Source organism: Luteimonas sp. A611 (genome assembly GCF_054072715.1).
The window spans coordinates 741,160-765,202 of the sequence record NZ_JBSVRP010000001.1 but is presented as its reverse complement, the minus strand read 5'-3'; the positions used below and the strand labels follow the sequence as shown (position 1 = coordinate 765,202).

Genomic DNA, 24,043 nt, shown 5'->3' with positions numbered 1-24,043 from the left:
ATCACTCAGCCCTCGCCGCTCGGGAACACGGCGCGCGTCGGCGGCGGGCTGCGCGGCGGCGCCGACTGCTGTTTGGCCAGCGCCTCCTTGGCCAGTTCGGCCACGCCTGCGATCGAGCCGATGATGCCGGTGGCCTCCATCGGCATCAGCACGAACTTCTGGTTGGGTGCGGTCGCCAGCTTCTCGAACGCCTGCACGTACTTCTGTGCGATGAAGTAGTTGATCGCCTGCACGTCACCCTGGGCGATGGCATCGGACACCATCTGCGTGGCCCTGGCCTCGGCCTCGGCCAGGCGCTCGCGCGCCTCGGCTTCGCGGAACGCGGCTTCCTTCTCGCCTTCCGCCTCCAGGATCGCGGCCTGCTTGTCGCCCTCGGCGCGCAGGATCGCCGACTGGCGATGGCCCTCGGCCTCGAGGATCACGGCCCGGCGTTCGCGTTCGGCCTTCATCTGCCTTGCCATCGAGTCGATCAGGTCACGCGGCGGCTGGATGTCGCGGATCTCGATGCGGGTGACCTTGATGCCCCAGGGATTGGTGGCCGAGTCGACCACGTTCAGCAGCTGCGCGTTGATGGTCTCGCGCTGGCTCAGCGACTCGTCCAGGTCCATCGAACCGATCACGGTGCGGATGTTGGTCTGCACCAGCGCGATCATCGCGATCTCGAGGTTGGAGACCTCGTACGCGGCCTTGGCGGCATCGAGCACCTGGAAGAACACCACGCCGTCGACCTTCACCGCGGCGTTGTCCTTGGTGATGACTTCCTGGCTGGGCACGTCCAGCACCTGCTCCATCATGTTGACCTTGCGCCCCACCCCGTAGACCACTGGAACCAGGAAATGCAGGCCCGGGCTCATGGTGTGGGTGTAGCGACCGAAGCGCTCGACCGTCCACTCATAGCCCTGCGGCACCATCCGCACGGTCTTGAACAGGATCACGATGCCCGCCACCAGCAGCACCGCCGCCAAAAACATGCCTCCGCCCATGGAATTCCCCTTCGCCTGCGTGGTTTCCAGTATAGGTCGGTGACGACGGCGGCAGGCCGGGTGTGACCGGCGTACAGGCAGCGCTCGAACAGCTCTACCGCTGGTTCGAGCGTCCGGTGGTCACGCTTGCGCTGCGCACCCGCGGCGATCGCGAGACATCCGAGTGCCGCAGGCACGATGCCGAAGGTGATCGGCCGGATCCACGGCTTTCGCGGCGACAGCCGTTCCGGGATGGCTGGGCAGATCGCGGTCAACGAGGCGCTGACCCAAAGCGTGCTCGGCTGTACCAAGCCAGCGCTGCACCCATGCGGCGCGGGCGCACCGCGGCGGGTATTACTTGGTGAGGATCAGCTTGTCGTTGCGGGTGTGGCGCAGCCGGTAGCACTCGTTGCCATGGCGGATGCGCAGTTCGCGCTGTCCCTGGAGTAGACGCAGGCTGTCGATCTCGATCGACGGCACTGGCGCGCGGCCGTGGTCATGGCCCGGTTCGGTCGCGGTCGAGTGCACGGCGGCTTCAGGACTGAGCAGCATCTTGGGGACTCCTTTGCGGGGAGTAGCGATGCTAATGATTCTCATTAGCCTGTCAACAGCCGTTTGTCGGCGGAATGCCGGCCAGCTCAATGCAACGGTACCGCCGCCTGGCGGACGCAACCCCCGTGCAACCTTCGCTACCGCGTGGCCGCTTCCAGCCTTCTCCAGACAGGTTCTTCGAAGCGGTCGACCAGCTCCAGCGCGCCGAGGTTCTCGCGCAACTGCTGCGTCGAGCTGGCGCCGAGCAGGACGGTGGAGACGTGTGGATTGAGCAGGCACCAGGCGATCGCCAGCTGCGCGGGAGCGACACCGAGCTCTTCGGCCAGGGCGGTGAAGCGCCGTGCGCGCTCCAGCCGTGCTTCGCCGCGTTCGCGGTCGTGCAGCGGACTGGACTCGCCGAGGTGCGCCAGGCGGCTGCCCTCTGGCACGCCGTCGTTGTACTTGCCGGTCAGCAGCCCCGAAGCCAGCGGCGACCACACCGTGGTGCCAAGACCATGCTCGGCGTACAGCGACGCGTACTCGAGCTCGACGCGGTCGCGGTGCAGCAGGTTGTACTGCGGCTGCTCCATGGTCGGCGCATGCAGGTGATGGCTGCGGGCGACCTGGATCGCCTCGCGGATCAGTGCCGCCGGCCATTCGGACGTGCCCCAGTACAGCACCTTGCCCTGCCGGATCAGCGCGTCCATCGCCCACACGGTTTCGGCGACCGGCGTGTCGGGATCCGGGCGGTGGCAGAAGAACAGGTCCAGGTAGTCCACGCGCAGGCGCCTGAGCGCATCGTGGCAGGCATCGCGCACGTGCTTGCGCGACAGTCCGAGCTGGGTCGGACGCGGATCGGCGACCGAGCCGAAGCGCACCTTGCTCGACACGCAGAACCCGTCGCGCGGCAGGCGCAGGTCGGCGATCACGTCGCCCATCACCCGTTCGGCCTCGCCGCGGGCGTAGTTCTCGGCGTTGTCGAAGAAGTTGACGCCATGGTCCCAGGCCAACGCGACCAGCTCGCGCGCCTCGCCGCGGCCCAGGCGCGTGCCCGCGGTCAGCCAGGCGCCCAACGACAGTGCCGACAGCTGCAGGCCCGAACTTCCAAGGCGGCGATAGCGCATCACGTCTTGCTCCGGCATGCGATTCGGGCGAACAGTCTATGCGACGCGGCGAGCCGCGCCGCGTTGCGGCGCGGGGTATCCTCGCGCGGCGATCCCGCCCGCCGACACCGCCCGGATGCACGAACCCGTTCCACTCAAGCGCGTACTGGCCACCCTGTTCGGGCGCCCCGACGAGGTGATGCTCGAGCTTGGCGCCGGCGGTGAGCTGCTGGTGGCCAAGGTGCGAGCGCTGCTGTCGCTGCTGGTGCTGGTGCTGCCGTTGGCCGCAGCGCTTGGCGGCGCCGCCACCAGCCGCACCCTGGTCGGCCTGGCCGCAGCGGTGTTGATCAACTTGATCGCCCAGGTCTGGCTGGCGCTGGCCCGCAACCCGCGCCGGCACCACTGGCTGCCCTATGCCACCGGCGCCTGGGACATCACCGCCACCACCGGCGTGCTGGTGATGCTCTCGCTGGACGACCCTGCGGCCGGGCTCCACAGCATGGTGGTGTGGTGCTTCTACCTGTTCGCCATCGCGCTCACCGCGCTGCGCAGCGATGGGCGACTGACCACCTTCGTCGGCGCCCTGGCGATCGTGCAGTACGCGGTGTTCGCCTCGGCCGTGCTGGCCTTCACCACGACCGCGGCGCCGGCCATCGACGGCAGCGCGCCGTCGCTGGTCCCGCAATGCGGACGGTTGCTGCTGCTAGCGATGATGACCCTGCTCAGCAGCACCATCGTCTACCGGATGCAGCGCCTGATCGAGCTGTCCGGACGCGACGGCCTGACCGGCGTGCCCAACCGCGCCTGGCTGCTGCAGCGCCTGCCGCGCATGTTCGAGGCTGCGCGCCGCGATGGTCGCACGGTGACGATCGGACTGGTCGACGTGGACCACTTCCGCCGCGTCTATGAGGAGATCGGTCACCTCGGCGGTGACCGCGCGATCCGGCACATTGCCGAACACCTGGGTGGGATGCTCGAGGAGGACGAGCACCTGGCGCGCATTGGCGGGCAGGAGTTCGTGCTGGTGCTGCTGTGCCCGATCGGCAGCGCCTGGGAGCGGATCGACCGCAGCCGTCGCAGCCTGGCCGCGCAGCCCTTCCACGCCGATCGCGCCGAACCGGTCAGCCTGGCCTTCAGCGCCGGGCTGGCGGCGTTCCCGCAGGACGGCGCCAGCGCCTCGGCCCTGCTCGGCAGCGCCGACCGGCGCCTGCAGGAGGCCAAGCGCGCCGGACGCAACCGGGTGATCGCGCGCGACGTGTAAGGGACCTGTCATTTCGACCGTCGGGAGGAATCCCATCCAGCGCGCGAGGAAGCGGCTTTCTCCCTTCGGTCGAAATGACAGGGACTGGGCAACCCAGGTGACGTGGACAGGGCCGGGACGGCATCCCACGGATGGGGACAGGTCGAACGACAGCCGAGCGCAGGCCGCCCGCGGTTGCCGCAGCCTGCCCGCTGCTCTAGGCTGCCGCGTCTGTTTTGCACGAAATCGATGCGGGGAAACGGGATGGAAGCACTGCTGCGCGTCGGTTTCGGCCTGTTCGGACTGGCGGTGCTGATCGGCCTGGTCTGGTTGTTCTCCAACAACAAGCGGCGTGTCGACTGGCCCCTTGTCGGCACAGGCATCGCCCTGCAGATCGCCTTTGCCGCGCTGGTGCTGCTGGTGCCGGGTGGGCGCGACGTGTTCGACTGGCTCGGCCACGGCTTCGTGCGGCTGCTCGGTTTCGTCAACGCCGGTTCGGAGTTCATCTTCGGCAGTTTGATGAACGTGGAGACCTACGGCTTCATCTTCGCCTTCCAGGTGCTGCCGACGATCATCTTCTTCGCCGCGTTGATGAGCGTGCTCTACCACCTCGGCGTCATGCAGTACGTGGTGCGGATCATGGCGTTGGCGATCACCAGGGTGATGCGCGTATCCGGCGCCGAGACCACCAGCGTCTGCGCCAGCGTGTTCATCGGCCAGACCGAGGCGCCGCTGACCGTGCGCCCCTACATCTCGCGCATGACCGAATCCGAGCTGATCACGATGATGATCGGCGGCATGGCGCACATCGCCGGCGGCGTGCTGGCGGCCTATGTGGGCATGCTCGGCGGCGGAGACCCGGTCGAGCAGGCCTTCTACGCCAAGCACCTGCTGGCCGCATCGATCATGGCCGCGCCGGCGACGCTGGTGATCGCCAAGATCCTGATCCCGGAAACCGGCGAACCGCTGACCCGCGGCACGGTCAAGATGGAGGTCGAGAAGACCACCAGCAACGTGATCGACGCGGCCGCCGCCGGCGCCGGCGACGGCCTGCGCCTGGCGCTGAACATCGGCGCGATGCTGCTGGCCTTCATCGCCCTGATCGCGATGATCAACGCGCCGCTGACCTGGCTGGGCGATATCACCGGCCTGCAGGCCGCGATCGGCCGGCCGCTGGACCTGGCGACGATCTTCGGCTGGGTGCTGGCGCCGATCGCCTGGTTGATCGGCGTGCCGTGGCAGGACGCGGGCGTGGTCGGATCGCTGATCGGACAGAAGGTGGTGATCAACGAGTTCGTCGCCTACCTGCAGCTGGCCGACATCGTCAACGGCCGCGTCGATGGCGTGGTGCTGAGCGACCAGGGGCGGCTGATCGCGACCTACGCGCTGTGCGGCTTCGCCAACTTCAGCTCGATCGCGATCCAGATCGGCGGCATCGGCGGGCTCGCACCCGACCGCCGCAAGGACCTGGCGCGCTTCGGCCTGCGCGCGGTGCTGGGCGGCACCGTCGCCACGCTGATGACGGCGACCATCGCCGGCGTGCTGATCAACCTCGGCGCCTGAGCAGGGAACCGACGCGCCGTGTCCATCCCCGCTCCAGCACAGGTGGTCGTGGTCGGCTCGTTCAACGTCGACCACGTCTGGCATTGCGAAACGCTGCCGCGCCCGGGCGAGACACTCATTGGCAGCTACGCCACCGGGCCCGGTGGCAAGGGCTTCAACCAGGCCACGGCCTGCGCGCGCAGCGGCGCGGCGACGGTGTTCATCTGCGCGATCGGCGATGATGCGGGTGGCCAGCTGGTGCGCAGCCTGGCGGCGCGCGACGGCATCGACCTGCGCGCTGAAACCGGCGACGAGCCCACCGGCACCGCCGGCATCCACGTGGACCGCGCCGGCATCAACACCATCGTCATCGGCGCGGGCGCCAACGGCGTGCTGTCGACGGAATTCGTCGCGCGCCAGGCCGAGGCCATCGCCACTGCACGGATCGTGCTGGCGCAGCTGGAGTCGCCGGTCGACAGCGTGCTCGAGGCGATGCGGCTGGCGCGCGCGGCGGGGATCCGCACGATCCTCAATCCGGCGCCGGCCAATGCGCCGAGCACGCGCGAGCTGCTCGCGGTGGCCGACATCCTCACCCCGAACGAAACCGAGCTTGCTGCGCTGCTGGCGCGGCATGCCGGCGAAGCTGTCGATCCAGCCCAGGTCGCCGCGCTGGACGATGCGCGCCTGCACCGGCTGTGCCGGATGCTGCTGCCGCGCGGCACGGTGGTGATCACGCTGGGCGCCGCCGGTGCCTTCGTGTCCCACCGCGAGGACAAGTGCCGCGGCGACGAGATTCCGCACTACCGCGTCGCGGCTTTCGAGGCGAAGACGATCGACACCACCGGCGCCGGCGACGCGTTCAACGGGGCACTGGCATCTTCCCTGGCCACGGTGCCCAACCGGGCCTTCGCCGACCACGTGCGCTTTGCCGCCCACTACGCCGCGCTGTCGACCGAGCACGAAGGCGCGGCCGCCTCGATGCCGCGCCTGTCCGCATCCGGGCTGCGGTAACGGCAACGGCCGTGAAGCCTGTAGACGGCGCTCCGCCCCACCACCGCTACAATTGCGCGATGCAGATCGGCCCCCACCGCATCCAACCGCGCGTGATCCTCGCCCCGATGGCGGGCGTCACCGACAAGCCGTTCCGGCAGCTGTGCAAGCGGCTGGGCGCGGGGCTGGCGGTGTCGGAAATGACCACCAGCGATCCGCGTTTCTGGAACACGCGCAAATCCGTGCACCGCATGGATCACGACGGCGAGCCGGACCCGATCAGCGTGCAGATCGCGGGCACGGTGCCCGAAGTGATGGCCGAAGCCGCGCGCCACAACGCCGGCCATGGCGCGCAGATCATCGACATCAACATGGGCTGCCCGGCCAAGAAGGTGTGCAACGCCTGGGCCGGCTCGGCGCTGATGCAGGACGAGATGCTGGTGGCGCGCATCCTCGAGGCGGTGGTGGCGGCGGTGGATGTACCGGTCACGCTCAAGATCCGCACCGGCTGGGACACCGCGCATCGCAACGCACCCGCGATCGCGCGCATCGCGCAGGAGAGCGGCATTGCCGCGCTCACCGTGCACGGCCGCACCCGCGATCAGCACTACAGCGGCCAGGCCGAGTACGACACCATCGCCGCGATCAAGACCGACCTGCGCATCCCGGTGATCGCCAACGGCGACATCGACTCGCCGCACAAGGCGCTGCAGGTGCTGCGCCAGACCGGCGCCGATGCGGTGATGATCGGACGCGCGGCGCAGGGCCGGCCGTGGGTCTTCGCCGCAGTAGCGCACTTCCTCGCCACCGGCGCCATCCTGCCCGAGCCCTCGCCTGCCGAAGTGCGCGACATCCTGCTGGGCCACCTGCAGGCGCTGCATGACTTCTACGGCGAGCAGTCCGGCGTGCGCATCGCGCGCAAGCACCTGGGCTGGTACGCGAAGGACCGGCCGGAAAATGCGGCCTTCCGCAGCGTGGTCAACCGCGCCGAGAGCGCGGACATGCAGCGGCGGCTGACCCGCGACTACTTCGACGCGCTGGTCGCCGGCGTCGTCCCGGAGCTGTCCGCAGCCGCCTGAGCACGGCGGGCTTGCCAGCGCGCGCGCCGGCACCCAAGATTCGCGGCGCGCCGGACGGACTGGACCGGCACGGGGAGCGGCACATGGAATTGCACGAACACGACCCGGACGCATCGCGCCGGCCGATCAGGGCGCGCGGCAATCTACTCGTCCAGCGCATCGCCGCGGCACTCGCGCGCTCGGCGCTGACGCCCAATGCCATCTCGGTGCTCAGCATCGTGTTCGCCGCCGCAGGCGCGGTGGCGCTGCTGTGGCTGCCGGTGTGGGGCGCCTGGCTGTGCGCGCTGGGCATCCAGCTGCGGCTGCTGTGCAACCTGTTCGACGGCATGGTGGCGGTGGAGGGCGGCAAGTCCACGCCCACCGGCGCGCTCTACAACGAGGTGCCCGACCGTGTCGCCGACAGTCTGCTGCTGGTCGCACTCGGCTACGCGGCAGGACTGCCGTGGGCCGGATGGCTGGCGGCGCTGCTCGCCGCTTCGACCGCTTACGTCCGCACCCTTGGCGGCGCGCTGGGGCAGGCGCAGGATTTCCGCGGGCCGATGGCCAAGCAGCACCGCATGGCGCTGATGACGCTGGCCTGCGTGCTGGCGCCGGCCGAGGCGATGCTCGCAGGCAGCCGCCACGTGCTGGTCGTGGCGGTTGCGGTGATTGCGATCGGCTCGCTGTTGACCTGCGGCACACGGCTGAGCGCGATCGCCCGGCGACTGGAGCGCGCGTCTTGATCGCGCGCCTCGGCGCGGCCGCGCTGGTCGGTTTCACCCGCACGATGGTGGGCGCACGCGCGCAGTGGCGGGTCGCGCCGCCGCAGGGCCAGTGCATCTACTTCGCCAACCACACCAGCCACCTGGACACGGTGGCGATCTGGTCGGCGCTGGCGCCGCACCTGCGGGCCACGGTGCGCCCGGTGGCCGCGCGCGACTACTGGGACAAGCCGGGCCTGCGCGGCTGGCTGTCCGGCCAGGTGCTGCGCGCGATCCTGATCGACCGGCAGCGCGAATCGCCCGATGCCGACCCGCTGGCCCCGGTGCGCGATGCGCTCGACCAGGGCGACTCGCTGGTCCTGTTCCCGGAAGGCACGCGCAGCAACGAGCGGCTGCCGCAGAAGTTCAAGGGCGGCCTGTTCAAGCTGGCCAGCGAGTATCCCCACGTCGAACTGGTGCCGGTCTACCTCGACACCCTGCACCGTAGCCTGCCCAAGGGCGCGCTGCTGCCCTTGCCGCTGCCGCTGTACTGCAACGTGAACTTCGGCGCGCCGCTGGCGCTGGCGCCCGGCGAGAGCCGCGACGATTTCCTCGAGCGCGCGCGCGCCGCGGTGGAGGCGATGGCATGAGCCCGCAGACGAAGATGATCTACGTGTTCTCGGGCATCGTCGCCCTGCTGCTGGTGGCCTCGATCGTCGGCTGGCTGCTGTCCCGCCGAGGCCCGGACGGCGGCGGCGCGAGCGTGCGCAACCTCAATGCACGCGTGCGCGCCTGGTGGGGCATGGTGGGCGTGCTGGGCGCCTGCTTCGCGATCGGGCCGGTGGCGACGCTGGTGGTGTTTGCCTTCATCTCGTTCTTCGCGCTGCGCGAGTTCATCACCCTCACCCCCACGCGCGCCGGCGACCACCTGCCGCTGGTGGCCGCGTTCTACCTGCTGATCCCGATCCAGTACTGGCTGATCTTCGACCAGTGGTATGGCCTGTTCGCGATCTTCATCCCGGTCTACGCCTTCCTCGCGCTGCCGGTGCTGGCCGTGTTCGGCGGCGACACCACCGATTTCCTGGAGCGCAGCACCAAGATCCAGTGGGGCGTGATGATCGCCATCTACTGCATCAGCCATGCGCCGGCGCTGATGATCCTGCATCCCGATGCGCCTGCCGGGACCGGCCAGCTGCTGCTGCTCTACCTGATGCTGGTGGTGCAGATCAGCGACGTGATGCAGTACGTGTTCGGCAAGCTGCTGGGCCGGCACAAGGTGGCGCCGCAGGTGAGCCCATCCAAGACCGTGGAAGGCCTGGTCGGCGGCGGGCTGGCCGCGGTGGGTATCGGCACCGCGCTGTGGTGGATGACGCCCTTCACGCCGCTGCAGGCGGCCGGCATGTCGGCGGTGATCGTGCTCGCGGGCTTCTGCGGCGGACTGGCGCTGTCGGCGGTCAAGCGCAGCCTCGGCGCCAAGGACTGGGGCCGGATGATCGAAGGCCACGGCGGCATGATGGACCGGATGGACTCGGTGGTCTTCGCCGCGCCGGTGTTCTTCCACCTGACCCGCTACTGGTTCCCGGGCTAGGTCTGACCCGGCAAGCGAAACGCGCCCGGGGACCAGCCGGCCCGTCGCCTACGGATCCCCGGGGCCAGCCGCCGGCTCGTTCCAGATCCGATGCCACATCTGTCCCAGCCGCCTGCGCGCCTCCCAGGGCCAGGACAGCTGCTCGGGTGGAATCGCGCGCCACTGCTCGCCATCGCGCTGCGCCACCACGAAGTTGAAGCTGTAGTCGGGTTCGGCGCCCATGCGCAGGTCGCTGAGCACCAGCCTGTCCTCGCGCACCTGCGCCTTCATGAAGCCGCGGTTGAACCACTGCAGCCGCGCCACCGCGGGTAGCTCGCCGACCTGCGCGAGTGCCTCCACATCGGAACGATGGTGGCGGAAGGCGATTGGCCGCGAATCCGCGACCAGCGAGTGTTCGCCTTCGACGAAGCCGTCCGGCGTCATCGCCACCACCCGCCACAGCAGCGTATTGAACGGCATCGGCACCGAGAACCGCGCCGCGTCCTGCAGGCCGAGTGCGGCAAGCGACCGCTCCGCCTCGCGCTCCACCATGGCCTTGGCCAGCAGCGACCAGCCCAGGTAGGCCGTGCTGAGCACCAGCCCGGCCAGCAGCGCGTGTCGCGCCAGCGGCCTCGCACCCGCGAACAGCGCCACCATCACGCCCAGCAGCAGCCACAGCGTGTAGCCCGGATCGATGATGAACACGCTCGACCACATCACCGGCGGCGTGGCCAGCGGCCACAGCAGCTGCGTGCCGTAAACGGTAAACGCGTCCAGCAGCGGATGGGTGACCAGCGCCAGCTGGATCGCCCAGAACCATGCCAGTGGCGCCTGCGCCACGCGCCCATCGCGGCGCCGGAACAAGGCCCAGATCGCCCAGCCCAGCAGCGGCAGCACGAACAGCGAATGGCTGAAGCCGCGATGCAGCGTCATCAGCGCAACGGGATCGTCGGTGAACAGGGCGATCGGAAAGGAATCGAGGTCGGGCAGCGTGCCGAGCGCAGCACCGGCGAGCATGGCCGCGCGACGATGCCCGGCAGGCACAACGGCGGCGGCAACCGCGGCGCCGAGCAGAAGCTGGGAGAGCGAATCCATGCGCCCATTCTAGGGAAGGTCCGGGCAACCCTGAATCGTCCGGGCCGTCCTGCCACCTGCCGATGCGCTCCAGGAGGCCGAGCGGCAGTGGCAGGGTTAACCGCCCTGCAACTTCCTCCACGGCAAGATGCGCCACCGCCCGGCGGCGTGTATCATTCCGACCCATCTTTTCATCCGAATTGAAGGATATATCGATGTCGAGCTACCTGTTCACCTCCGAATCGGTCTCGGAAGGCCATCCGGACAAGATCGCCGACCAGATTTCCGACGCGGTGCTGGACGCGATCCTGGCCCAGGACAAGCGCGCGCGCGTGGCCTGCGAGACGATGGTCAAGACCGGCGCGGCGATCGTGGCCGGCGAGGTCACCACCAGCGCGTGGGTCGACATCGAGGGCCTGGCGCGCAAGGTGATCAACGACATCGGCTACGACAATTCCAACGTCGGCTTCGATGGTCACACCTGCGCGATCATCAACATGCTCGGCAAGCAGTCGCCCGACATCAACCAGGGCGTGGACCGCAAGAAGCCCGAGCAGCAGGGCGCCGGCGACCAGGGCCTGATGTTCGGCTATGCCTGCAACGAGGCGCCCGAGTACATGCCCGCCCCGCTCTACTACAGCCACCGGCTGGTGGAGCAGCAGGCCAAGGTGCGCAAGAGCGGCAAGCTCAAGTGGCTGCGTCCGGACGCCAAGAGCCAGGTCACGCTGCGCTACAGCGGCGACGGCAACGACATCCTCGGCCTGGACGCGGTGGTGCTGTCCACCCAGCACGATCCGGACATCAAGCAGAAGGACCTGGTGGAGGCGGTGCGCGAGCACATCCTCAAGCCGGTGCTGCCGAAGAAGTGGCTCGAGGCGCTGGCCAAGAACAAGGTGCACATCAACCCGACCGGCAAGTTCGTGATCGGCGGGCCGGTGGGCGACTGCGGCCTGACCGGGCGCAAGATCATCGTCGACACCTACGGCGGCATGGCCCGCCACGGCGGCGGCGCGTTCTCGGGCAAGGATCCGTCCAAGGTCGACCGCTCGGCCGCCTATGCCGCGCGCTACGTGGCCAAGAACATCGTCGCCGCCGGCCTGGCCGACCGCTGCGAGGTGCAGGTGAGCTACGCGATCGGCGTGGCCGAGCCGACATCGATCTCGGTCACCACCTTCGGCACCGGCAAGGTCGCCGACGATGTGATCGAGAAGCTGATCCGCAAGCACTTCGACCTGCGCCCCTACGGCATCATGCAGATGCTCGACCTGGAGCACCCGATCTACCAGGCGACCGCGGCCTACGGCCACTTCGGCCGCAAGCCGAAGGAGATCTCCTACGTCGACGGCGCCGGCAAGAAGCACACCGCCACCGCGTTCTCGTGGGAGAAGACCGACCGCGCCGACGAGCTGCGCAAGGCCGCGAAGCTCAAATAAGCAAGGCATTCCCGCCCGATCGGGTGGGACACGGGGACAGTGGACGGGCCGCGAAAGCGGCCCGTTTTCATTTCATCGCGCACAGCTCGCTGTCACGGGATGGTCGCGTCACGGGCAAGGTGGGGCCAACAACGGCGCAAACGCCGCCGAAGGCCAGTTGCCCTGGCCGCCGACCTTCTGGCTCAACCTCGCAGGGCATCCGCATCGAACCGGGTCATCCCCGTGATGACTGGTCATGGCTGCCGGAGGACCGCCCTCGTGCGCGCCCGGATTCAGCCTCGCCGCGGCGGGAAGCGATATAATTCGCCCCCGCCGAGGGGCGCTGCGACCGTGGATCAGCACGGCCAGGCTCGGCAGGATCAACACGCGACAACGGCGCCCGTCACCACGGATCCGCACCGGGTCCCAAGACGGAGCACCACCATGAACGCACAAGTGAAGACCTTCTCCCAGGAAGGCGACTACAAGGTCGCCGACATCTCCCTGGCCGACTGGGGCCGCAAGGAACTCGACATCGCCGAGCACGAGATGCCGGGCCTGATGTCGATCCGCCGCAAGCACGCCACGCAGGCGCCGCTCAAGGGCGTGCGCGTGACCGGCTCGCTGCACATGACCATCCAGACCGCGGTGCTGATCGAGACGCTCAAGGACATCGGCGCCGACGTGCGCTGGGCCTCGTGCAACATCTTCAGCACCCAGGACCACGCCGCCGCCGCGATCGCCGCTTCTGGCACTCCCGTATTCGCGTGGAAGGGCGAGACGCTGGAGGAATACTGGGACTGCACGCTCGAGGCGCTGACCTTCACCCTGCCCGACGGCACCCTGACCGGCCCGGAGATGGTGGTCGACGACGGCGGCGACGTGACCCTGCTGATCCACAAGGGCTACGAGCTGGAAAAGGGCGACGAGAGCTGGGTCAACTCGGCCTCGGGCAGCCACGAGGAGCAGGTGATCAAGGACCTGCTCAAGCGCGTGGCCAAGGAGCGTCCGGGCTACTGGAGCCGGGTCGTCGCCGACTGGAAGGGCGTGTCCGAGGAAACCACCACCGGCGTGCACCGCCTCTACCAGCTTGCCGAGCGCGGCCAGCTGCTGGTGCCGGCGATCAACGTCAACGACTCGGTCACCAAGAGCAAGTTCGACAACCTCTACGGCTGCCGCGAGTCGCTGGCCGACGGCCTCAAGCGCGCGCTCGACGTGATGCTGGCCGGCAAGGTCGCGGTCGTGTGCGGCTACGGCGACGTGGGCAAGGGCTCGGCGGCATCGCTGCGCGCCTATGGCGCGCGCGTGATCGTCACCGAGATCGACCCGATCTGCGCGCTGCAGGCGGCGATGGAAGGCTATGAGGTCAAGCCGATCGAGGACACCCTCGGCGAGGCCGACATCTACGTCACCACCACCGGCAACAAGGACATCATCCGCCTCGAGCACATGCAGGCGATGAAGGACCAGGCGATCGTCTGCAACATCGGCCACTTCGACAACGAGATCCAGGTCGATGCGCTGTACGCCTCCGGCGCGGTCAAGATCAACATCAAGCCGCAGGTGGACAAGTTCACCTTCGCCAACGGCAACGCGATCTTCCTGCTGGCCGAAGGCCGCCTGGTGAACCTGGGTTGCGCCACGGGCCATCCGAGCTTCGTGATGTCGAACTCGTTCTCCAACCAGACGCTGGCGCAGATCGACCTGTGGGCCAACAAGGACAGCTACGAGGCCAAGGTCTACATCCTGCCCAAGAAGCTGGACGAGGAAGTGGCGCGCCTGCACCTGGAGAAGATCGGGGTGAGGCTGACCAGGCTGACCCAGGACCAGGCCGACTACCTGGGCATATCGGTCGACGGCCCCTACAAGCCGGAGCACTACCGCTACTGAGTCCGCGCCCACGCGCGGCACAACACCGGGCGCCGAATGGCGCCCGGTTCTTTTTCAGGATCCCGACTGCATGACCAGCGTGTCCTCTCCGGCCCCGGCCGCCGGCCCGGTATTCGTGCGCCTGCTGGCGCGCGTGGCGGGCGCTGGCGCTGGCGGCCGCGATGGCCCGCCACTGGCCGCGACGCTCGCGCAGTGGATCGACTGGCCGCGCGCGGTGACCCTGGCCGGCGCGCTCGATGGCGCGGTGGCTGCAACCACCGAAGGTCCGCGCTTCGATGCCGCAGAGGACGCCGCCTGCGTGCAGATACGGGCGCAGCTGCGCGGGGCGATCCAGTCCGATGCCCTGCTTGCGGTGCCGGGCCAGATGCCAGCCGAAGCGAAGGTGGACTTCGCGCCGTTGCGCGCACGCCATCTCGCTCACCAGCGCGCCATCCTCGCCGCCACCGGCCGCCTGCGCGGGCGCCTGCGCGACATGCTCGCGGCCCGACCCGATGGCGCACGGCTGGCCGAGGTCGATGCGGCGATGGAGCAGGTGCTGGGGCCGCGCGAACATACGCTGCTGTCGACCGTGCCGGACCTGCTCGGCCGGCATTTCGAACGACTGCAGGCGCAGGCAACGGCTGCGTCGCAGGACGCCACGACGCCGTCCCCGCCGCGACCCTGGCTCGACCGCTTCCGCCTCGAGATGCGCGAACTGCTGCTCGCCGAACTCGATGTCCGTTTCTCACCCGTCGAGGCGCTGCTTGCCGCGCTTCGCACCACTGATCCGACGCCATGACCCGACGCCCCCTCGATTTCCTCGCGCCCATCGTGTTCCTCGCCGGCCTGATCGTTGTCGGCTGGATCGGCGCGGGCTATCTCGGCAGCAGCCTGCTGGGCATTGCCGTGGTCGGGCTGATCGTTGCCTGCTACGCGGCGGGCGCACTGGAACTGCACCGCTACCGCCAGGGCAGCGCAAGCCTGGCGCAGGCGCTGGACGATGCAGACACGGCCGCTGCGGACCTGACGGCCTGGCTCGGCCGCCTGCAGCCGTCCCTGCGCAATCCGGTGCGGCTGCGCATCGCGGGCGGGAACGCCGCGCTGCCCGCTCCGGTGCTTGCGCCTTCGCTGGCCGCGCTGCTGGTGCTGCTGGGCATGCTCGGCACCCTGCTCGGCATGATGGCCACGCTGCGCGGCACCGGGATGGCGCTCGACAGTGCGCTCGACCTCGCCGCCATCCGCGATTCACTGGCCACGCCCGTGCGCGGGCTGGCGCTCGCCTTCGGTACCTCGATCGCGGGCGTCGGCGCGTCCGCGACGCTGGGCCTGCTGTCCACCCTGGTGCGGCGCGAACGCCTGCAGGTCGTGCAGCGCCTGGACGCCGCCATCGCCGGCCCGCTGCGCCTGCACTCGCAGGGACACCAGCGCGAAGAGGCGTTCCGCCTGCTGCAGCGGCAGACCGAACTGATGCCGGCGCTGGTCGACCGGCTGCAGGCCATGAGCGTCGCCATCGAAGCGCAGGCCACCTCGGCCAACGCGCAGCTGCAGGCGCGCCAGGACGATTTCCATGCGGACGCCGGGCGCGCGTACACGCAGCTGGCCGCGTCGGTCGGGCAATCGCTGGAAGCGAGCGTGACCGAAAGCAGCCGCGCGGTGACCGGCGCGCTGCAGCCCGCGATCGAAACCACGCTTGCCGGCATGGCGCGCGAGGCCGCGACGCTGCGCGAGACCGTGGCCCAAGCCGTGCAGCAGCAGCTGCAGGCCCTGACCGCCGGCTTCGAGACGGCGAGCAGCCGCGCCTCTGACAGCTGGAGCGCAGCGCTGGTCGAACAGCAGCGCGCCAACGCCGGCCTGGCGTCCGAGTTGCGCGTCACGCTCGAACGCTCCAGCCAGGCGCACGAGCAGCGTGCCACCGAACTCCTGGACGGTGTCGCCACCCGCCTGGCCGCTGCGGGCGACTCCGTGGCCGGAGCGTGGACCCAGGCGCTTGCTCGCCAGCAGACGGCGAACGACGCGCTGGCGTCCCGCAACGAAGCTGCATTGGCCATCGCCGCCACCGGCTTCGAGCAGCACGCCACCGCACTGGCCGGCACCCTGCGGCAGTCGCACGATGAACTGCAGGCCGCCCTCGCCTCGCGCGACGAGGCACGCCTGGTCACCTGGACCGGCACGCTCGAATCCATGACCGGCGAACTCGCGCGCCGCTGGGAGCTGACAGGTGAACAGGTCGCCAGCCGCCAGCAGGCCATCTGCGACGCGCTGGAGCGCACCGCTGGCGAAATCGCGTCGCAGGCCCAGGCCCATGCCGGTGCAACCATCGCCGAGGTCGCACGCCTGGTGGAGACCGCATCCGAGGCCCCGCGCGCGGCCGCCGAGGTCATCGGCGAGCTGCGCCAGTCGCTGTCGGAGAGCATGGTGCGCGACACCGCGATGCTGGAAGAGCGCACGCGCCTGCTGGCCACGCTTGAAACCCTGCTCGACGCGGTCAATCACGCCTCGGGCGAGCAGCGCGCCGCGGTGGATGCGCTGGTCACGACCTCGGCCGACCTGCTCGAACGCACCAGCACGCAGCTGGTCGAGCGCATCGATGCCGAAGCCGGACGCCTGGATGCCGCCGCCGGCCAGCTCACCGCCAGCGCGGTCGACGTGGCCAGCCTGGGCGATGCTTTCGGCGCGGCGGTGGACAGCTTCGGGCAAGCCAACGAGGCGCTGCTCGAACGCCTGCAGCAGGTCGCCGGCGCGCTCGACGGCTCGCTTGCGCGCAGCGACGAGCAGCTCGCCTACTACGTGGCGCAGGCGCGCGAAGTGGTCGAGCTGAGCGTGCTGTCGCAGCAGCAGATCATCGCCGAGCTGCAGCGCGTTGCCGACGCCGGGCAGGTCGCCGAGGCATGAGCGCCGGACTCGATGCCGGCGACGGCGACACCGCCACCATCTGGGCCGCGTTCGGCGACCTGATGGCGGTGATGCTGGGCGTGTTCGTGCTGATCCTGCTGGGCGTGGTCGGCATGCACCTGCACACGGCGGCGCAGCTGGACGGGATCGAGCGCGAGCAGGCGCGCGCGGCCGCGCAGCGGCAGGCACTGGAACATGCGCTGGCGGTGCCGCTCGCGGCCGGGCGCGTCACCCTGGTCGACGGACGCATCGGGATCCGCGGCAACGTGCTGTTCGCGCTCAACTCCGACGCACTGCAGGACGAAGGCCGCGACCTGCTCGTGGAACTGGCGACGCCCCTGGCCGACTACCTCGGCGCGCGTGAGGAGATCCTGATGGTGAGCGGCTTCACCGACGATCGCCCGGTGCTCGGCAGCAATCGCCGCTATGCCGACAACTGGGAGCTGTCCGCCCAGCGCGCGCTCACCGTCACCCGCGCCCTGATCGAGGCCGGCCTGCCGGCCGATTCGATCTTTGCTGCGGCATTCGGCGCGCAGCAGCCGGTTGGCTCCAACCAGGACGAAGCCGGCCGCGCGCGCAACCGGCGCGTCGAGATCGCGCCGATGCCGCGACCGCAGCAGGACGGCACTGCGGACGATGACCGATAGCCTGCCCGATCTGGTCGGACTCCTCGACGCCTGGCGCCGATGCGGTATCGGGCAGCGGGACGGGATGCGCTGGCATCGCATCGAGGCGCTCGCCGCACGCGCCGTTCGGCTGGAAGGGAGCGCGCGCGACGTGCTGGACGCGAGGCTGCGCTTGCTCATGGAGCAGGATCTGCCTGCGCAGGCCGGCGACGACGACGCCCCGCCAGCCGACCGCGACGCGTCCGCACTCGACGAACCCCCTTCACCCACGGCGGAGCTGTCGGCACTGGTGCTGCGGCTGTCCGGCATCCGGACCATGCGTGGCGATTCAGCGACGCTGGACAGCGCTGCCACTACATCAACTGTCGACGGCGACGCCGACACGATCGCGGCCAGCGGCGCGACGAACCAAGCGCAGGACCCGGACGACGGCGGGTTCCAGTCACTCCCGGCCCTGGACGCCATCCGCCGGACCTGGGCGCGCCTGCGCACCGCCAGCCATCTGCAGCACATCATGGCCGACGTCCCGGAGGATGCCGGTCCCATGCACTCCACCGTCCTGGTGCACCGCGCCATCGCGCTGATGCACGACACCGCGCCGGATTACCTGCAGCACTTCCTGGGCTACGCGGATGCGCTGGCGGGGCTGGAGCGGATCAGTCCGACGCCAGCCACCACACCAGCGCCACGATCCCCACGCCCACCGCGGCCAGCTTCACCGGCGAACGCTTCACGTCCTCGCAAAGCCCCTCGACGACGTTCACGCGGTCGGCCGCGACCAGCATGAGCCAGTGCCGCAGGTCGTTCTCGCTGCGGCGGAACGCCGCGCGACGCATGACCCCGCTCAGCCCTTTTGGCGGTGGCGTGAGCGCCGGCGAGGGCGGTGCCGGGGATATCCGCCGACAGCGGCTGCAACGCCTGCGGCGATATCGGCGCCGAAGCCGGTCTCAATCGCCCCGGCGTGGACGCTCCGGCGCCACCTCCACAGCCTGCTCGGGCAGGCGGTTGTGCGCGGCATCCAGCCACGACGGCTTCTCGGCGTAGATCTCCCGCAGCAGCTGCTTGACCAGTTCGACGTGGCGCGAGCCATCGTTTACGCGATGGCTCAGGATGATCGGCGAGGTCGCACGCTCGTCGTCGATCAGCCGATAGTGCAGGTCGGTGCGCAGCGAGCGCGCGGCCGCGGGAATGACGCAGACGCCGGCCTCGGCGGCGACCAGCCCCACCGCGGTTTGCAGTTCGCGCACTTCCTGCACCTCGGCCGGGCGCACGCCGTGGTCGTGCAGCAGGGTCAGCACCTGGTCGGCGAAGCTCGGGCGCGGTTCCTTCGGATAGACGATCAGGTGGGTTCCGGCGAGGTCGGCGATGGCGACCGGATCGGTGCTGGCGTCCAGCGGCGTGCCGGGCGGGATCGCCAGCAGCAGGCGCTCCTCGCGCAGCACGATGCGCTCGACCGCCGGATCATTGCTGCGCACGCGGCCGAAGCCGACATCGATGCGGCCGGCCTTGAGCGCCTCGATCTGCTGCAGCGACATCATTTCCAGCAGCCTGATGTCGAGCTCCGGCGCATGCTCGCGCAGCTTGCGTACCAGCATCGGCAGGCCGCCGTAGAGGGTCGAGGCGACGAAGCCGATGGTGAACACGCTGCGTTCGTTCTTGCCCACGCGCTGCGTCGCGGCCTTCATCTGCTCGACGCGGCCGAGGATCTGCAGCGCCTGCTCGCGGAACAGGCGGCCGGCGTCGGTCAGGCGCAGCGGGCGGCTGCTGCGGGAGATCAGCAGGACGCCGAGTTCTTCCTCCAACAGCTGGATCTGGCGGCTCAGCGGCGGCTGCGCGATGTGCAGCGTTTCCGCGGCGCGGGTGAAGTTGCGCTCGCGGGCCACGGCGAGGAAGTAGCGGAGCTGCCGCAGGTCCATGACAGTCTCGATCTGGCGATGGATCGAATTGTGCGACCGCACAACCCAACGGAATCAATAGTTACGGCGTAATCATACCTTCAGGGTATCGAATTACACGAAAATCGTGTTGGACGCACCATCCATGGCGGCGCATAACAACAGCCATGAACGCAGTCCTGACCCCCGTCCCGTCCAGCGCCCATTCGATCGAGCGGATCGAGACGCTCCTGATCGACCTGCCCACCATCCGTCCCCACAAGCTGTCGGTGGCGACGATGGACGGCCAGACCCTGATGCTGGTGCGCATCCACTGCGCCGATGGCGTGGTCGGCGTCGGCGAGGGCACCACCATCGGCGGGCTGGCCTACGGCGGCGAGAGCCCGGAAGGCATGAAGCTGGCCGTCGACACCTATTTCGCGCCGGTCCTGCTCGGCCAGGACGCGAGCCGGGTGCAGGCGCTGATGGCGCGCCTGGGCCGCGCGGTGAAGGAGAACCGCTTCGCCAAGAGTGCGGTCGAGACCGCCCTGCTCGACGCCCAGGGCCAGCGCACCGGTCTGCCGCTGTCCGAGCTGCTGGGCGGCCGCCGTCGCGAGCGGCTGCCGGTCGCCTGGACGCTGGCCTCGGGCGACACCGCGCGCGACATCGCCGAAGCCGAACGCATGCTCGACCTGCGCCGGCACAACGTCTTCAAGCTCAAGATCGGCGCCAGGCCGATCGACGAGGACATCGCCCACGTCGCCGCCATCAAGCGTGCGCTGGGCGACCGCGCCGCGGTGCGCGTGGACGTCAACATGGCCTGGAGCGAAACCCGGGCCGCCTGGGGCATGGCCGCGCTGGCCGACGCCGGCTGCGAGCTGGTCGAACAGCCGGTGGCCAGCGCCGCCGGGCTGGCGCGCCTGATGCGTCGCTTCCCGCTTGCGCTGATGGCCGACGAATCGCTGCACGGGCCGGAGTCTGCGTTCGCGATCGCGAAGGCGGCGGGCGCGGACGTGTTCGCGGTCAAGGTCGAGCAGTCCGGCGGCCTGTTCAATGCGCTGCGGGTGGCGGCGATCGCCGACGCGGCCGGCATCGAACTGTACGGCGGCACGATGCTCGAAGGTGCGGTCGGCACGATCGCCTCGGCGCACGCCTTCGCCGCCTTCGCCAACCTGCAGTGGGGCACCGAACTGTTCGGGCCGCTGCTGCTGACCGAAGAAATCCTTGCCACGCCGCTGGACTACAGCGACTTCCACCTGACGGTTCCCGACGGCCCCGGCCTCGGCATCGCCCTGGACGAGGACCGCGTGCAGTTCTTCCGGCGCGACGCGTCGCGCCGGACCACCTCCCTCCCCCCTTCCGCAACCGGGAACTGACGCCATGCTCTTCCATGTGCGAATGGACGTGAACCTGCCGGTCGACATGGACCCGGCACGGGCCGCCGAACTCAAGGCAACCGAAAAGGCCTACTCGCAGCAGCTGCAGCGCAGCGGCAAGTGGCGCCACATCTGGCGCATCGCCGGCGAGTTCGCCAACTACAGCGTCTTCGACGTCGCCGACAACCAGGAGCTGCACGAGCTGCTCACCGGCCTGCCGCTGTTTCCGTACATGGACATCTCGGTGGCGCCGCTGTGCCGGCACCCCTCGTCGATCCGCGAGGACGACCGCTAGCAGACTTCCGCCACGCAGCCCGGGCTCACCGGGCAGCCAACGCAACCACGACAGGAGCGGCACCATGAGCGTCAAGATCTTCGATACGCCTGAAGTCCAGGACTTCCTGAAAACCGTCAGCGGACTGGACAAGGACGGCGGCGACCCGCGCAGCAAGCAGATCATCCATCGCCTGATGTCGGACCTGTTCCGGGCGATCGACGATCTCGACATCACGCCCGACGAATACTGGACCGGCATCGCCTGGCTCAACGCGCTCGGCGCTGCCGGACAGGCGGGTCTGATCTCCCCCGGCCTGGGCCTGGACCACTTCCTCGACATGCGCCTGGACGCGATCGACGCACAGGCCGGCGTCAGCGGCTGCACGCCGCGCACCATCGAAGGCCCGCTGTACGTGGCCGGCGCGCCGGTCGAACAGGGCTTCGCGCGCCTGGATGACGGCAGCGACACCGACGGCCAGCCGCTGGTGATGCACGGCACGGTGCGCGCGCCCGACGGCAGTCCCCTGCCCGGCGCCACGGTCGAGGTCTGGCACTGCGATACCCGCGGCTTCTATTCGCACTTCGATCCGACCGGCAGGCAGGCGCCGTTCAACATGCGCCGCACCATCGTCGCAGACGACCAGGGGCGCTACCGCTTCCGCAGCATCGTGCCCAGCGGCTATGGCGTGCCACCGGGCAGCCCGACCGAGCAGCTGCTGTCCTCGCTCGGCCGGCACGGCCTGCGCCCGGCGCACATCCACTTCTTCATCACCGCCGACGGCCACCGCAAGCTGACCACCCAGATCAACCTGGCCGGCGATCCGCTGGTGAACGACGACTTCGCCTACGCCACCCGCGACGACCTGGTGGCCGAAGCCGTCGAACACAGCGATGCCGACACCATCCGCGAGGCCGGCATGGATGGGCCCTTCGCCGAGATCGCATTCGACTTCACCGTGACCGCGTTGGTCGACGGCGTCGACAACCAGATCAACGACCTCCGGGTGCGCGCCGCCGCCTGACCGTGGCCCCGCGCCTCCGCCGCATCCGCCGCCCGTTCCGGGCGACATCGAACCCCCATCGGGAGACCTGTCATGTCCGCCGTCATCGACAACACCCAGGAGCTCGACCGCCTGCTCGCCACCGCGGTGCAGGACGACAAGGACGCAGGCGTGTTCCGCTGCCGCCGCGACATCTTCACCAATGCCGATCTGTTCGAACTCGAGATGGAGGCCATCTTCGAGGGCAACTGGGTCTACCTGGCGCACGAAAGCCAGATCCCGGACAACAACGACTACTACACCACCCATATCGGCCGCCAGCCGATCATCGTCACCCGCGACAAGGCCGGCGAGCTGCATGCGGTGATCAACGCCTGCGCGCACAAGGGCGCCATGCTGTGCCGGCGCAAGCACGGCAACAAGGGCAGCTTCACCTGCCCGTTCCACGGCTGGACCTTCGCCAACAGCGGCAAGCTGCTCAAGGTCAAGGACGCGAAGACCACGCAGTACCCGCCGCAGTTCAACCAGGAAGGCTCGCACGACCTGCGCCGCGTCGCCCGCTTCCAGAACTACCGTGGATTTCTGTTCGGCAGCCTCAATCCGGACGTCGCGCCGCTGGAGGATTACCTCGGCGAGACCCGGGTCATCATCGACCAGATCGTCGACCAGTCCCCCGATGGCCTGGAGGTGCTGCGCGGCAATTCTTCCTACGTCTACGACGGCAACTGGAAGCTGCAGATGGAGAACGGCTGCGACGGCTACCACGTCAGCAGCGTGCACTGGAACTATGCGGCGACCATGAGCCGGCGCAGCGAAGAGGGCACCAAGGCCGTCGACGCCAACAGCTGGAGCAAGAGTACGGCCGGCGTCTACGGCTTCGAGAACGGCCACATGCTGCTGTGGACGCGCACGATGAACCCGGAGGTGCGGCCGGTGTACGGACGGCGCGACGAAATCAGCGCGCGCGTGGGCGAGGAACGCGCCGACTTCATCGTCAACCAGACCCGCAACCTGTGCCTGTATCCGAACGTGTTCCTGATGGACCAGTTCTCGACCCAGATCAGGGTGGTGCGCCCGATCAGCGTCGACCAGACCGAGGTCAGCATCTTCTGCTTCGCGCCCAAGGGCGAGAGCGCCGAGGATCGCGCCACGCGCATCCGCCAGTACGAGGACTTCTTCAACGTCTCAGGCATGGGCACCGCCGATGACCTGGAGGAGTTCCGCGCCTGCCAGGCCGGCTATGCCGCCACCACCGCGCTGTGGAACGACATGAGTCGCGGCGCGCCGCTGTGGATCGACGGCCCGGACGAGAACGCCAGGCGCATGGGCCTCAAGCCCACGCTGTCGGGCGAACGCAGCGAGGACGAGGGCCTGTTCGTGCGCCAGCACGAGTACTGGGTAAAGGTCATGCGCGACGCGCTGCAGCGGCAGCGCGACGAGGTGCCGGCATGAGCGCCGACTATCCGAAGATCTGCGCCTTCCTCTACCGCGAAGCGCGCCTGCTCGACGAGCGCCAATGGGACGAATGGCTGGCGACCTACGCCGAGGACGCCAGCTACTGGATGCCCGCCTGGGATGACGACGACCAGATCACCGAGGATCCGCAGTCGCAGATCTCGCTGATCTACTACCCGGATCGTTCCGGCCTGGAAGACCGCATCTTCCGCATCAAGACCGAACGCTCCAGCGCGTCCATGCCCGAACCGCGCACCAGCCACGGCGTGCACAACGTCGAGGTGCTGGCCGAACGCGGTGACGAGGTCGACGTCCGCTACAACTTCCACACCCTCAGCCATCGCTACAAGGCCACCGACCAGTACTTCGGGACCATGTTCCTGACCCTGCGCAAGGCAGGCGACGGGTTCCTGATCGGCAGCAAGAAGATCGTGCTGAAGAACGACTACATCCGCCAGGTCATCGACATCTACCACGTCTGACCGGCGTCGCTG

General features: G+C 69.1%; 23 protein-coding genes and 1 riboswitch. Of the genes, 18 read left to right on the top strand and 5 right to left on the bottom strand.

From position 1 onward, the window contains the following. Positions 1–5: 5 nt before the first annotated feature. From ACW5EG_RS03375 to ACW5EG_RS03365, 3 genes are all read right to left on the bottom strand, one after another. Positions 6–983: an SPFH domain-containing protein gene (locus tag ACW5EG_RS03375; RefSeq protein WP_457017358.1), complete on the bottom strand. Its 978-nt coding sequence runs from the start codon at positions 981–983 to the stop codon at positions 6–8. Between the two features lie 333 nt (positions 984–1,316). Continuing rightward, positions 1,317–1,514 carry a hemin uptake protein HemP gene (gene hemP, locus ACW5EG_RS03370; protein ID WP_457017357.1) on the bottom strand — a complete coding sequence of 66 codons (198 nt, stop codon included), beginning with the start codon at positions 1,512–1,514 and terminating at the stop codon, positions 1,317–1,319. 137 nt (positions 1,515–1,651) lie between these two features. Next, positions 1,652–2,617, bottom strand: coding sequence for an aldo/keto reductase (locus tag ACW5EG_RS03365; protein ID WP_457021398.1), 966 nt, complete (start codon positions 2,615–2,617; stop codon positions 1,652–1,654). 115 nt (positions 2,618–2,732) lie between these two features. Between ACW5EG_RS03365 and ACW5EG_RS03360 the strand changes: the two genes are divergently transcribed. The 7 genes from ACW5EG_RS03360 to ACW5EG_RS03330 all read left to right on the top strand — a co-directional run bounded on the left by ACW5EG_RS03360 (position 2,733) and on the right by ACW5EG_RS03330 (position 9,715). Beyond that, positions 2,733–3,857, top strand: coding sequence for a diguanylate cyclase (locus tag ACW5EG_RS03360; RefSeq protein WP_457020846.1), 1,125 nt, complete (start codon positions 2,733–2,735; stop codon positions 3,855–3,857). 243 nt (positions 3,858–4,100) lie between these two features. Continuing rightward, complete coding sequence (locus ACW5EG_RS03355) at positions 4,101–5,399, top strand: NupC/NupG family nucleoside CNT transporter (protein ID WP_457020845.1); 1,299 nt, start codon at positions 4,101–4,103, stop codon at positions 5,397–5,399. Between the two features lie 24 nt (positions 5,400–5,423). Next, positions 5,424–6,389 carry a ribokinase gene (locus tag ACW5EG_RS03350; protein ID WP_457021397.1) on the top strand — a complete coding sequence of 322 codons (966 nt, stop codon included), beginning with the start codon at positions 5,424–5,426 and terminating at the stop codon, positions 6,387–6,389. A gap of 59 nt (positions 6,390–6,448) precedes the next feature. After that, a complete protein-coding gene (dusB, locus tag ACW5EG_RS03345; RefSeq protein WP_457020844.1) occupies positions 6,449–7,447 on the top strand; it encodes a tRNA dihydrouridine synthase DusB in 999 nt (332 codons plus the stop codon). Between the two features lie 83 nt (positions 7,448–7,530). Continuing rightward, the gene (locus tag ACW5EG_RS03340) at positions 7,531–8,169 is read left to right on the top strand and encodes a CDP-alcohol phosphatidyltransferase family protein (RefSeq protein ID WP_457020843.1); all 639 of its coding nucleotides are present in this window, start codon (positions 7,531–7,533) and stop codon (positions 8,167–8,169) included. Beyond that, complete coding sequence (locus tag ACW5EG_RS03335; protein WP_457020842.1) at positions 8,166–8,777, top strand: lysophospholipid acyltransferase family protein; 612 nt, start codon at positions 8,166–8,168, stop codon at positions 8,775–8,777. Before ACW5EG_RS03340 ends, ACW5EG_RS03335 begins: the two co-directional genes overlap by 4 nt. Then, positions 8,774–9,715, top strand: a complete 942-nt coding sequence (locus ACW5EG_RS03330; RefSeq protein ID WP_457017351.1) for a phosphatidate cytidylyltransferase — start codon at positions 8,774–8,776, stop codon at positions 9,713–9,715. The genes ACW5EG_RS03335 and ACW5EG_RS03330 overlap by 4 nt, the downstream gene beginning before the upstream one ends. A 48-nt stretch (positions 9,716–9,763) precedes the next feature. On the opposite strand, the gene ACW5EG_RS03325 is transcribed toward ACW5EG_RS03330, so the two are convergent. Next, a complete protein-coding gene (locus tag ACW5EG_RS03325; RefSeq protein WP_457020841.1) occupies positions 9,764–10,789 on the bottom strand; it encodes a metal-dependent hydrolase in 1,026 nt (341 codons plus the stop codon). Between the two features lie 194 nt (positions 10,790–10,983). On the opposite strand from ACW5EG_RS03325, the gene metK reads away from it, so the two are divergent. From metK to ACW5EG_RS03295, 6 genes are all read left to right on the top strand, one after another. Then, positions 10,984–12,201, top strand: coding sequence for a methionine adenosyltransferase (gene metK / locus ACW5EG_RS03320; protein WP_457020840.1), 1,218 nt, complete (start codon positions 10,984–10,986; stop codon positions 12,199–12,201). A 308-nt stretch (positions 12,202–12,509) separates the two neighbouring features. Beyond that, positions 12,510–12,589, top strand: a riboswitch (S-adenosyl-L-homocysteine riboswitch). 35 nt (positions 12,590–12,624) lie between these two features. Next, the gene (ahcY, locus tag ACW5EG_RS03315) at positions 12,625–14,070 is read left to right on the top strand and encodes an adenosylhomocysteinase (RefSeq protein ID WP_457017347.1); all 1,446 of its coding nucleotides are present in this window, start codon (positions 12,625–12,627) and stop codon (positions 14,068–14,070) included. Between the two features lie 70 nt (positions 14,071–14,140). After that, complete coding sequence (locus tag ACW5EG_RS03310; RefSeq protein WP_457020839.1) at positions 14,141–14,848, top strand: DUF3348 family protein; 708 nt, start codon at positions 14,141–14,143, stop codon at positions 14,846–14,848. Then, positions 14,845–16,941 (top strand): DUF802 domain-containing protein, encoded by a 2,097-nt coding sequence (locus tag ACW5EG_RS03305; RefSeq protein WP_457020838.1) that lies wholly within the window; start codon positions 14,845–14,847, stop codon positions 16,939–16,941. Before ACW5EG_RS03310 ends, ACW5EG_RS03305 begins: the two co-directional genes overlap by 4 nt. Beyond that, the gene (locus tag ACW5EG_RS03300) at positions 16,938–17,588 is read left to right on the top strand and encodes an OmpA family protein (RefSeq protein WP_457020837.1); all 651 of its coding nucleotides are present in this window, start codon (positions 16,938–16,940) and stop codon (positions 17,586–17,588) included. The genes ACW5EG_RS03305 and ACW5EG_RS03300 overlap by 4 nt, the downstream gene beginning before the upstream one ends. Beyond that, a complete protein-coding gene (locus ACW5EG_RS03295) occupies positions 17,578–18,354 on the top strand; it encodes a DUF2894 domain-containing protein (protein ID WP_457020836.1) in 777 nt (258 codons plus the stop codon). The genes ACW5EG_RS03300 and ACW5EG_RS03295 overlap by 11 nt, the downstream gene beginning before the upstream one ends. A gap of 160 nt (positions 18,355–18,514) precedes the next feature. Here ACW5EG_RS03295 and ACW5EG_RS03290 read toward each other — a convergent pair whose 3' ends face one another. Beyond that, positions 18,515–19,483: a LysR family transcriptional regulator gene (locus ACW5EG_RS03290; protein WP_457020835.1), complete on the bottom strand. Its 969-nt coding sequence runs from the start codon at positions 19,481–19,483 to the stop codon at positions 18,515–18,517. Positions 19,484–19,629: 146 nt separating this feature from the next. On the opposite strand from ACW5EG_RS03290, the gene ACW5EG_RS03285 reads away from it, so the two are divergent. The 5 genes from ACW5EG_RS03285 to benB all read left to right on the top strand — a co-directional run bounded on the left by ACW5EG_RS03285 (position 19,630) and on the right by benB (position 24,031). Continuing rightward, entirely contained in the window at positions 19,630–20,817 is a 1,188-nt protein-coding gene (locus ACW5EG_RS03285; RefSeq protein ID WP_457020834.1) for a muconate/chloromuconate family cycloisomerase, read from the top strand. A gap of 4 nt (positions 20,818–20,821) precedes the next feature. Continuing rightward, positions 20,822–21,112, top strand: a complete 291-nt coding sequence (gene catC, locus ACW5EG_RS03280) for a muconolactone Delta-isomerase (RefSeq protein WP_457017340.1) — start codon at positions 20,822–20,824, stop codon at positions 21,110–21,112. A gap of 64 nt (positions 21,113–21,176) precedes the next feature. Further along, a complete protein-coding gene (catA, locus tag ACW5EG_RS03275; RefSeq protein ID WP_457020833.1) occupies positions 21,177–22,115 on the top strand; it encodes a catechol 1,2-dioxygenase in 939 nt (312 codons plus the stop codon). Positions 22,116–22,187: 72 nt separating this feature from the next. Next, the gene (locus ACW5EG_RS03270) at positions 22,188–23,546 is read left to right on the top strand and encodes a Rieske 2Fe-2S domain-containing protein (RefSeq protein WP_457020832.1); all 1,359 of its coding nucleotides are present in this window, start codon (positions 22,188–22,190) and stop codon (positions 23,544–23,546) included. Beyond that, positions 23,543–24,031 carry a benzoate 1,2-dioxygenase small subunit gene (benB, locus tag ACW5EG_RS03265; RefSeq protein ID WP_457020831.1) on the top strand — a complete coding sequence of 163 codons (489 nt, stop codon included), beginning with the start codon at positions 23,543–23,545 and terminating at the stop codon, positions 24,029–24,031. Before ACW5EG_RS03270 ends, benB begins: the two co-directional genes overlap by 4 nt. Positions 24,032–24,043: the final 12 nt, after the last annotated feature.

Excerpts from the sequence above, each read along its gene's own strand:
- ACW5EG_RS03365 (WP_457021398.1), bottom strand. The coding sequence starts at position 2,617 with ATGCGCTATCGCCGCCTTGGAAGTTCGGGCCTGCAGCTGTCGGCACTG.
- ACW5EG_RS03355 (WP_457020845.1), top strand. The coding sequence starts at position 4,101 with ATGGAAGCACTGCTGCGCGTCGGTTTCGGCCTGTTCGGACTGGCGGTG.
- ACW5EG_RS03295 (WP_457020836.1), top strand. The coding sequence starts at position 17,578 with ATGACCGATAGCCTGCCCGATCTGGTCGGACTCCTCGACGCCTGGCGC.
- ACW5EG_RS03360 (WP_457020846.1), top strand. The coding sequence starts at position 2,733 with ATGCACGAACCCGTTCCACTCAAGCGCGTACTGGCCACCCTGTTCGGG.
- catC (WP_457017340.1), top strand. The coding sequence starts at position 20,822 with ATGCTCTTCCATGTGCGAATGGACGTGAACCTGCCGGTCGACATGGAC.
- benB (WP_457020831.1), top strand. The coding sequence starts at position 23,543 with ATGAGCGCCGACTATCCGAAGATCTGCGCCTTCCTCTACCGCGAAGCG.
- ACW5EG_RS03290 (WP_457020835.1), bottom strand. The coding sequence starts at position 19,483 with ATGGACCTGCGGCAGCTCCGCTACTTCCTCGCCGTGGCCCGCGAGCGC.
- ACW5EG_RS03300 (WP_457020837.1), top strand. The coding sequence starts at position 16,938 with ATGAGCGCCGGACTCGATGCCGGCGACGGCGACACCGCCACCATCTGG.
- ACW5EG_RS03310 (WP_457020839.1), top strand. The coding sequence starts at position 14,141 with ATGACCAGCGTGTCCTCTCCGGCCCCGGCCGCCGGCCCGGTATTCGTG.
- ACW5EG_RS03285 (WP_457020834.1), top strand. The coding sequence starts at position 19,630 with ATGAACGCAGTCCTGACCCCCGTCCCGTCCAGCGCCCATTCGATCGAG.
- ACW5EG_RS03375 (WP_457017358.1), bottom strand. The coding sequence starts at position 983 with ATGGGCGGAGGCATGTTTTTGGCGGCGGTGCTGCTGGTGGCGGGCATC.
- hemP (WP_457017357.1), bottom strand. The coding sequence starts at position 1,514 with ATGCTGCTCAGTCCTGAAGCCGCCGTGCACTCGACCGCGACCGAACCG.
- ahcY (WP_457017347.1), top strand. The coding sequence starts at position 12,625 with ATGAACGCACAAGTGAAGACCTTCTCCCAGGAAGGCGACTACAAGGTC.
- ACW5EG_RS03330 (WP_457017351.1), top strand. The coding sequence starts at position 8,774 with ATGAGCCCGCAGACGAAGATGATCTACGTGTTCTCGGGCATCGTCGCC.
- ACW5EG_RS03305 (WP_457020838.1), top strand. The coding sequence starts at position 14,845 with ATGACCCGACGCCCCCTCGATTTCCTCGCGCCCATCGTGTTCCTCGCC.
- catA (WP_457020833.1), top strand. The coding sequence starts at position 21,177 with ATGAGCGTCAAGATCTTCGATACGCCTGAAGTCCAGGACTTCCTGAAA.
- ACW5EG_RS03340 (WP_457020843.1), top strand. The coding sequence starts at position 7,531 with ATGGAATTGCACGAACACGACCCGGACGCATCGCGCCGGCCGATCAGG.
- ACW5EG_RS03270 (WP_457020832.1), top strand. The coding sequence starts at position 22,188 with ATGTCCGCCGTCATCGACAACACCCAGGAGCTCGACCGCCTGCTCGCC.
- dusB (WP_457020844.1), top strand. The coding sequence starts at position 6,449 with ATGCAGATCGGCCCCCACCGCATCCAACCGCGCGTGATCCTCGCCCCG.
- ACW5EG_RS03325 (WP_457020841.1), bottom strand. The coding sequence starts at position 10,789 with ATGGATTCGCTCTCCCAGCTTCTGCTCGGCGCCGCGGTTGCCGCCGCC.
- metK (WP_457020840.1), top strand. The coding sequence starts at position 10,984 with ATGTCGAGCTACCTGTTCACCTCCGAATCGGTCTCGGAAGGCCATCCG.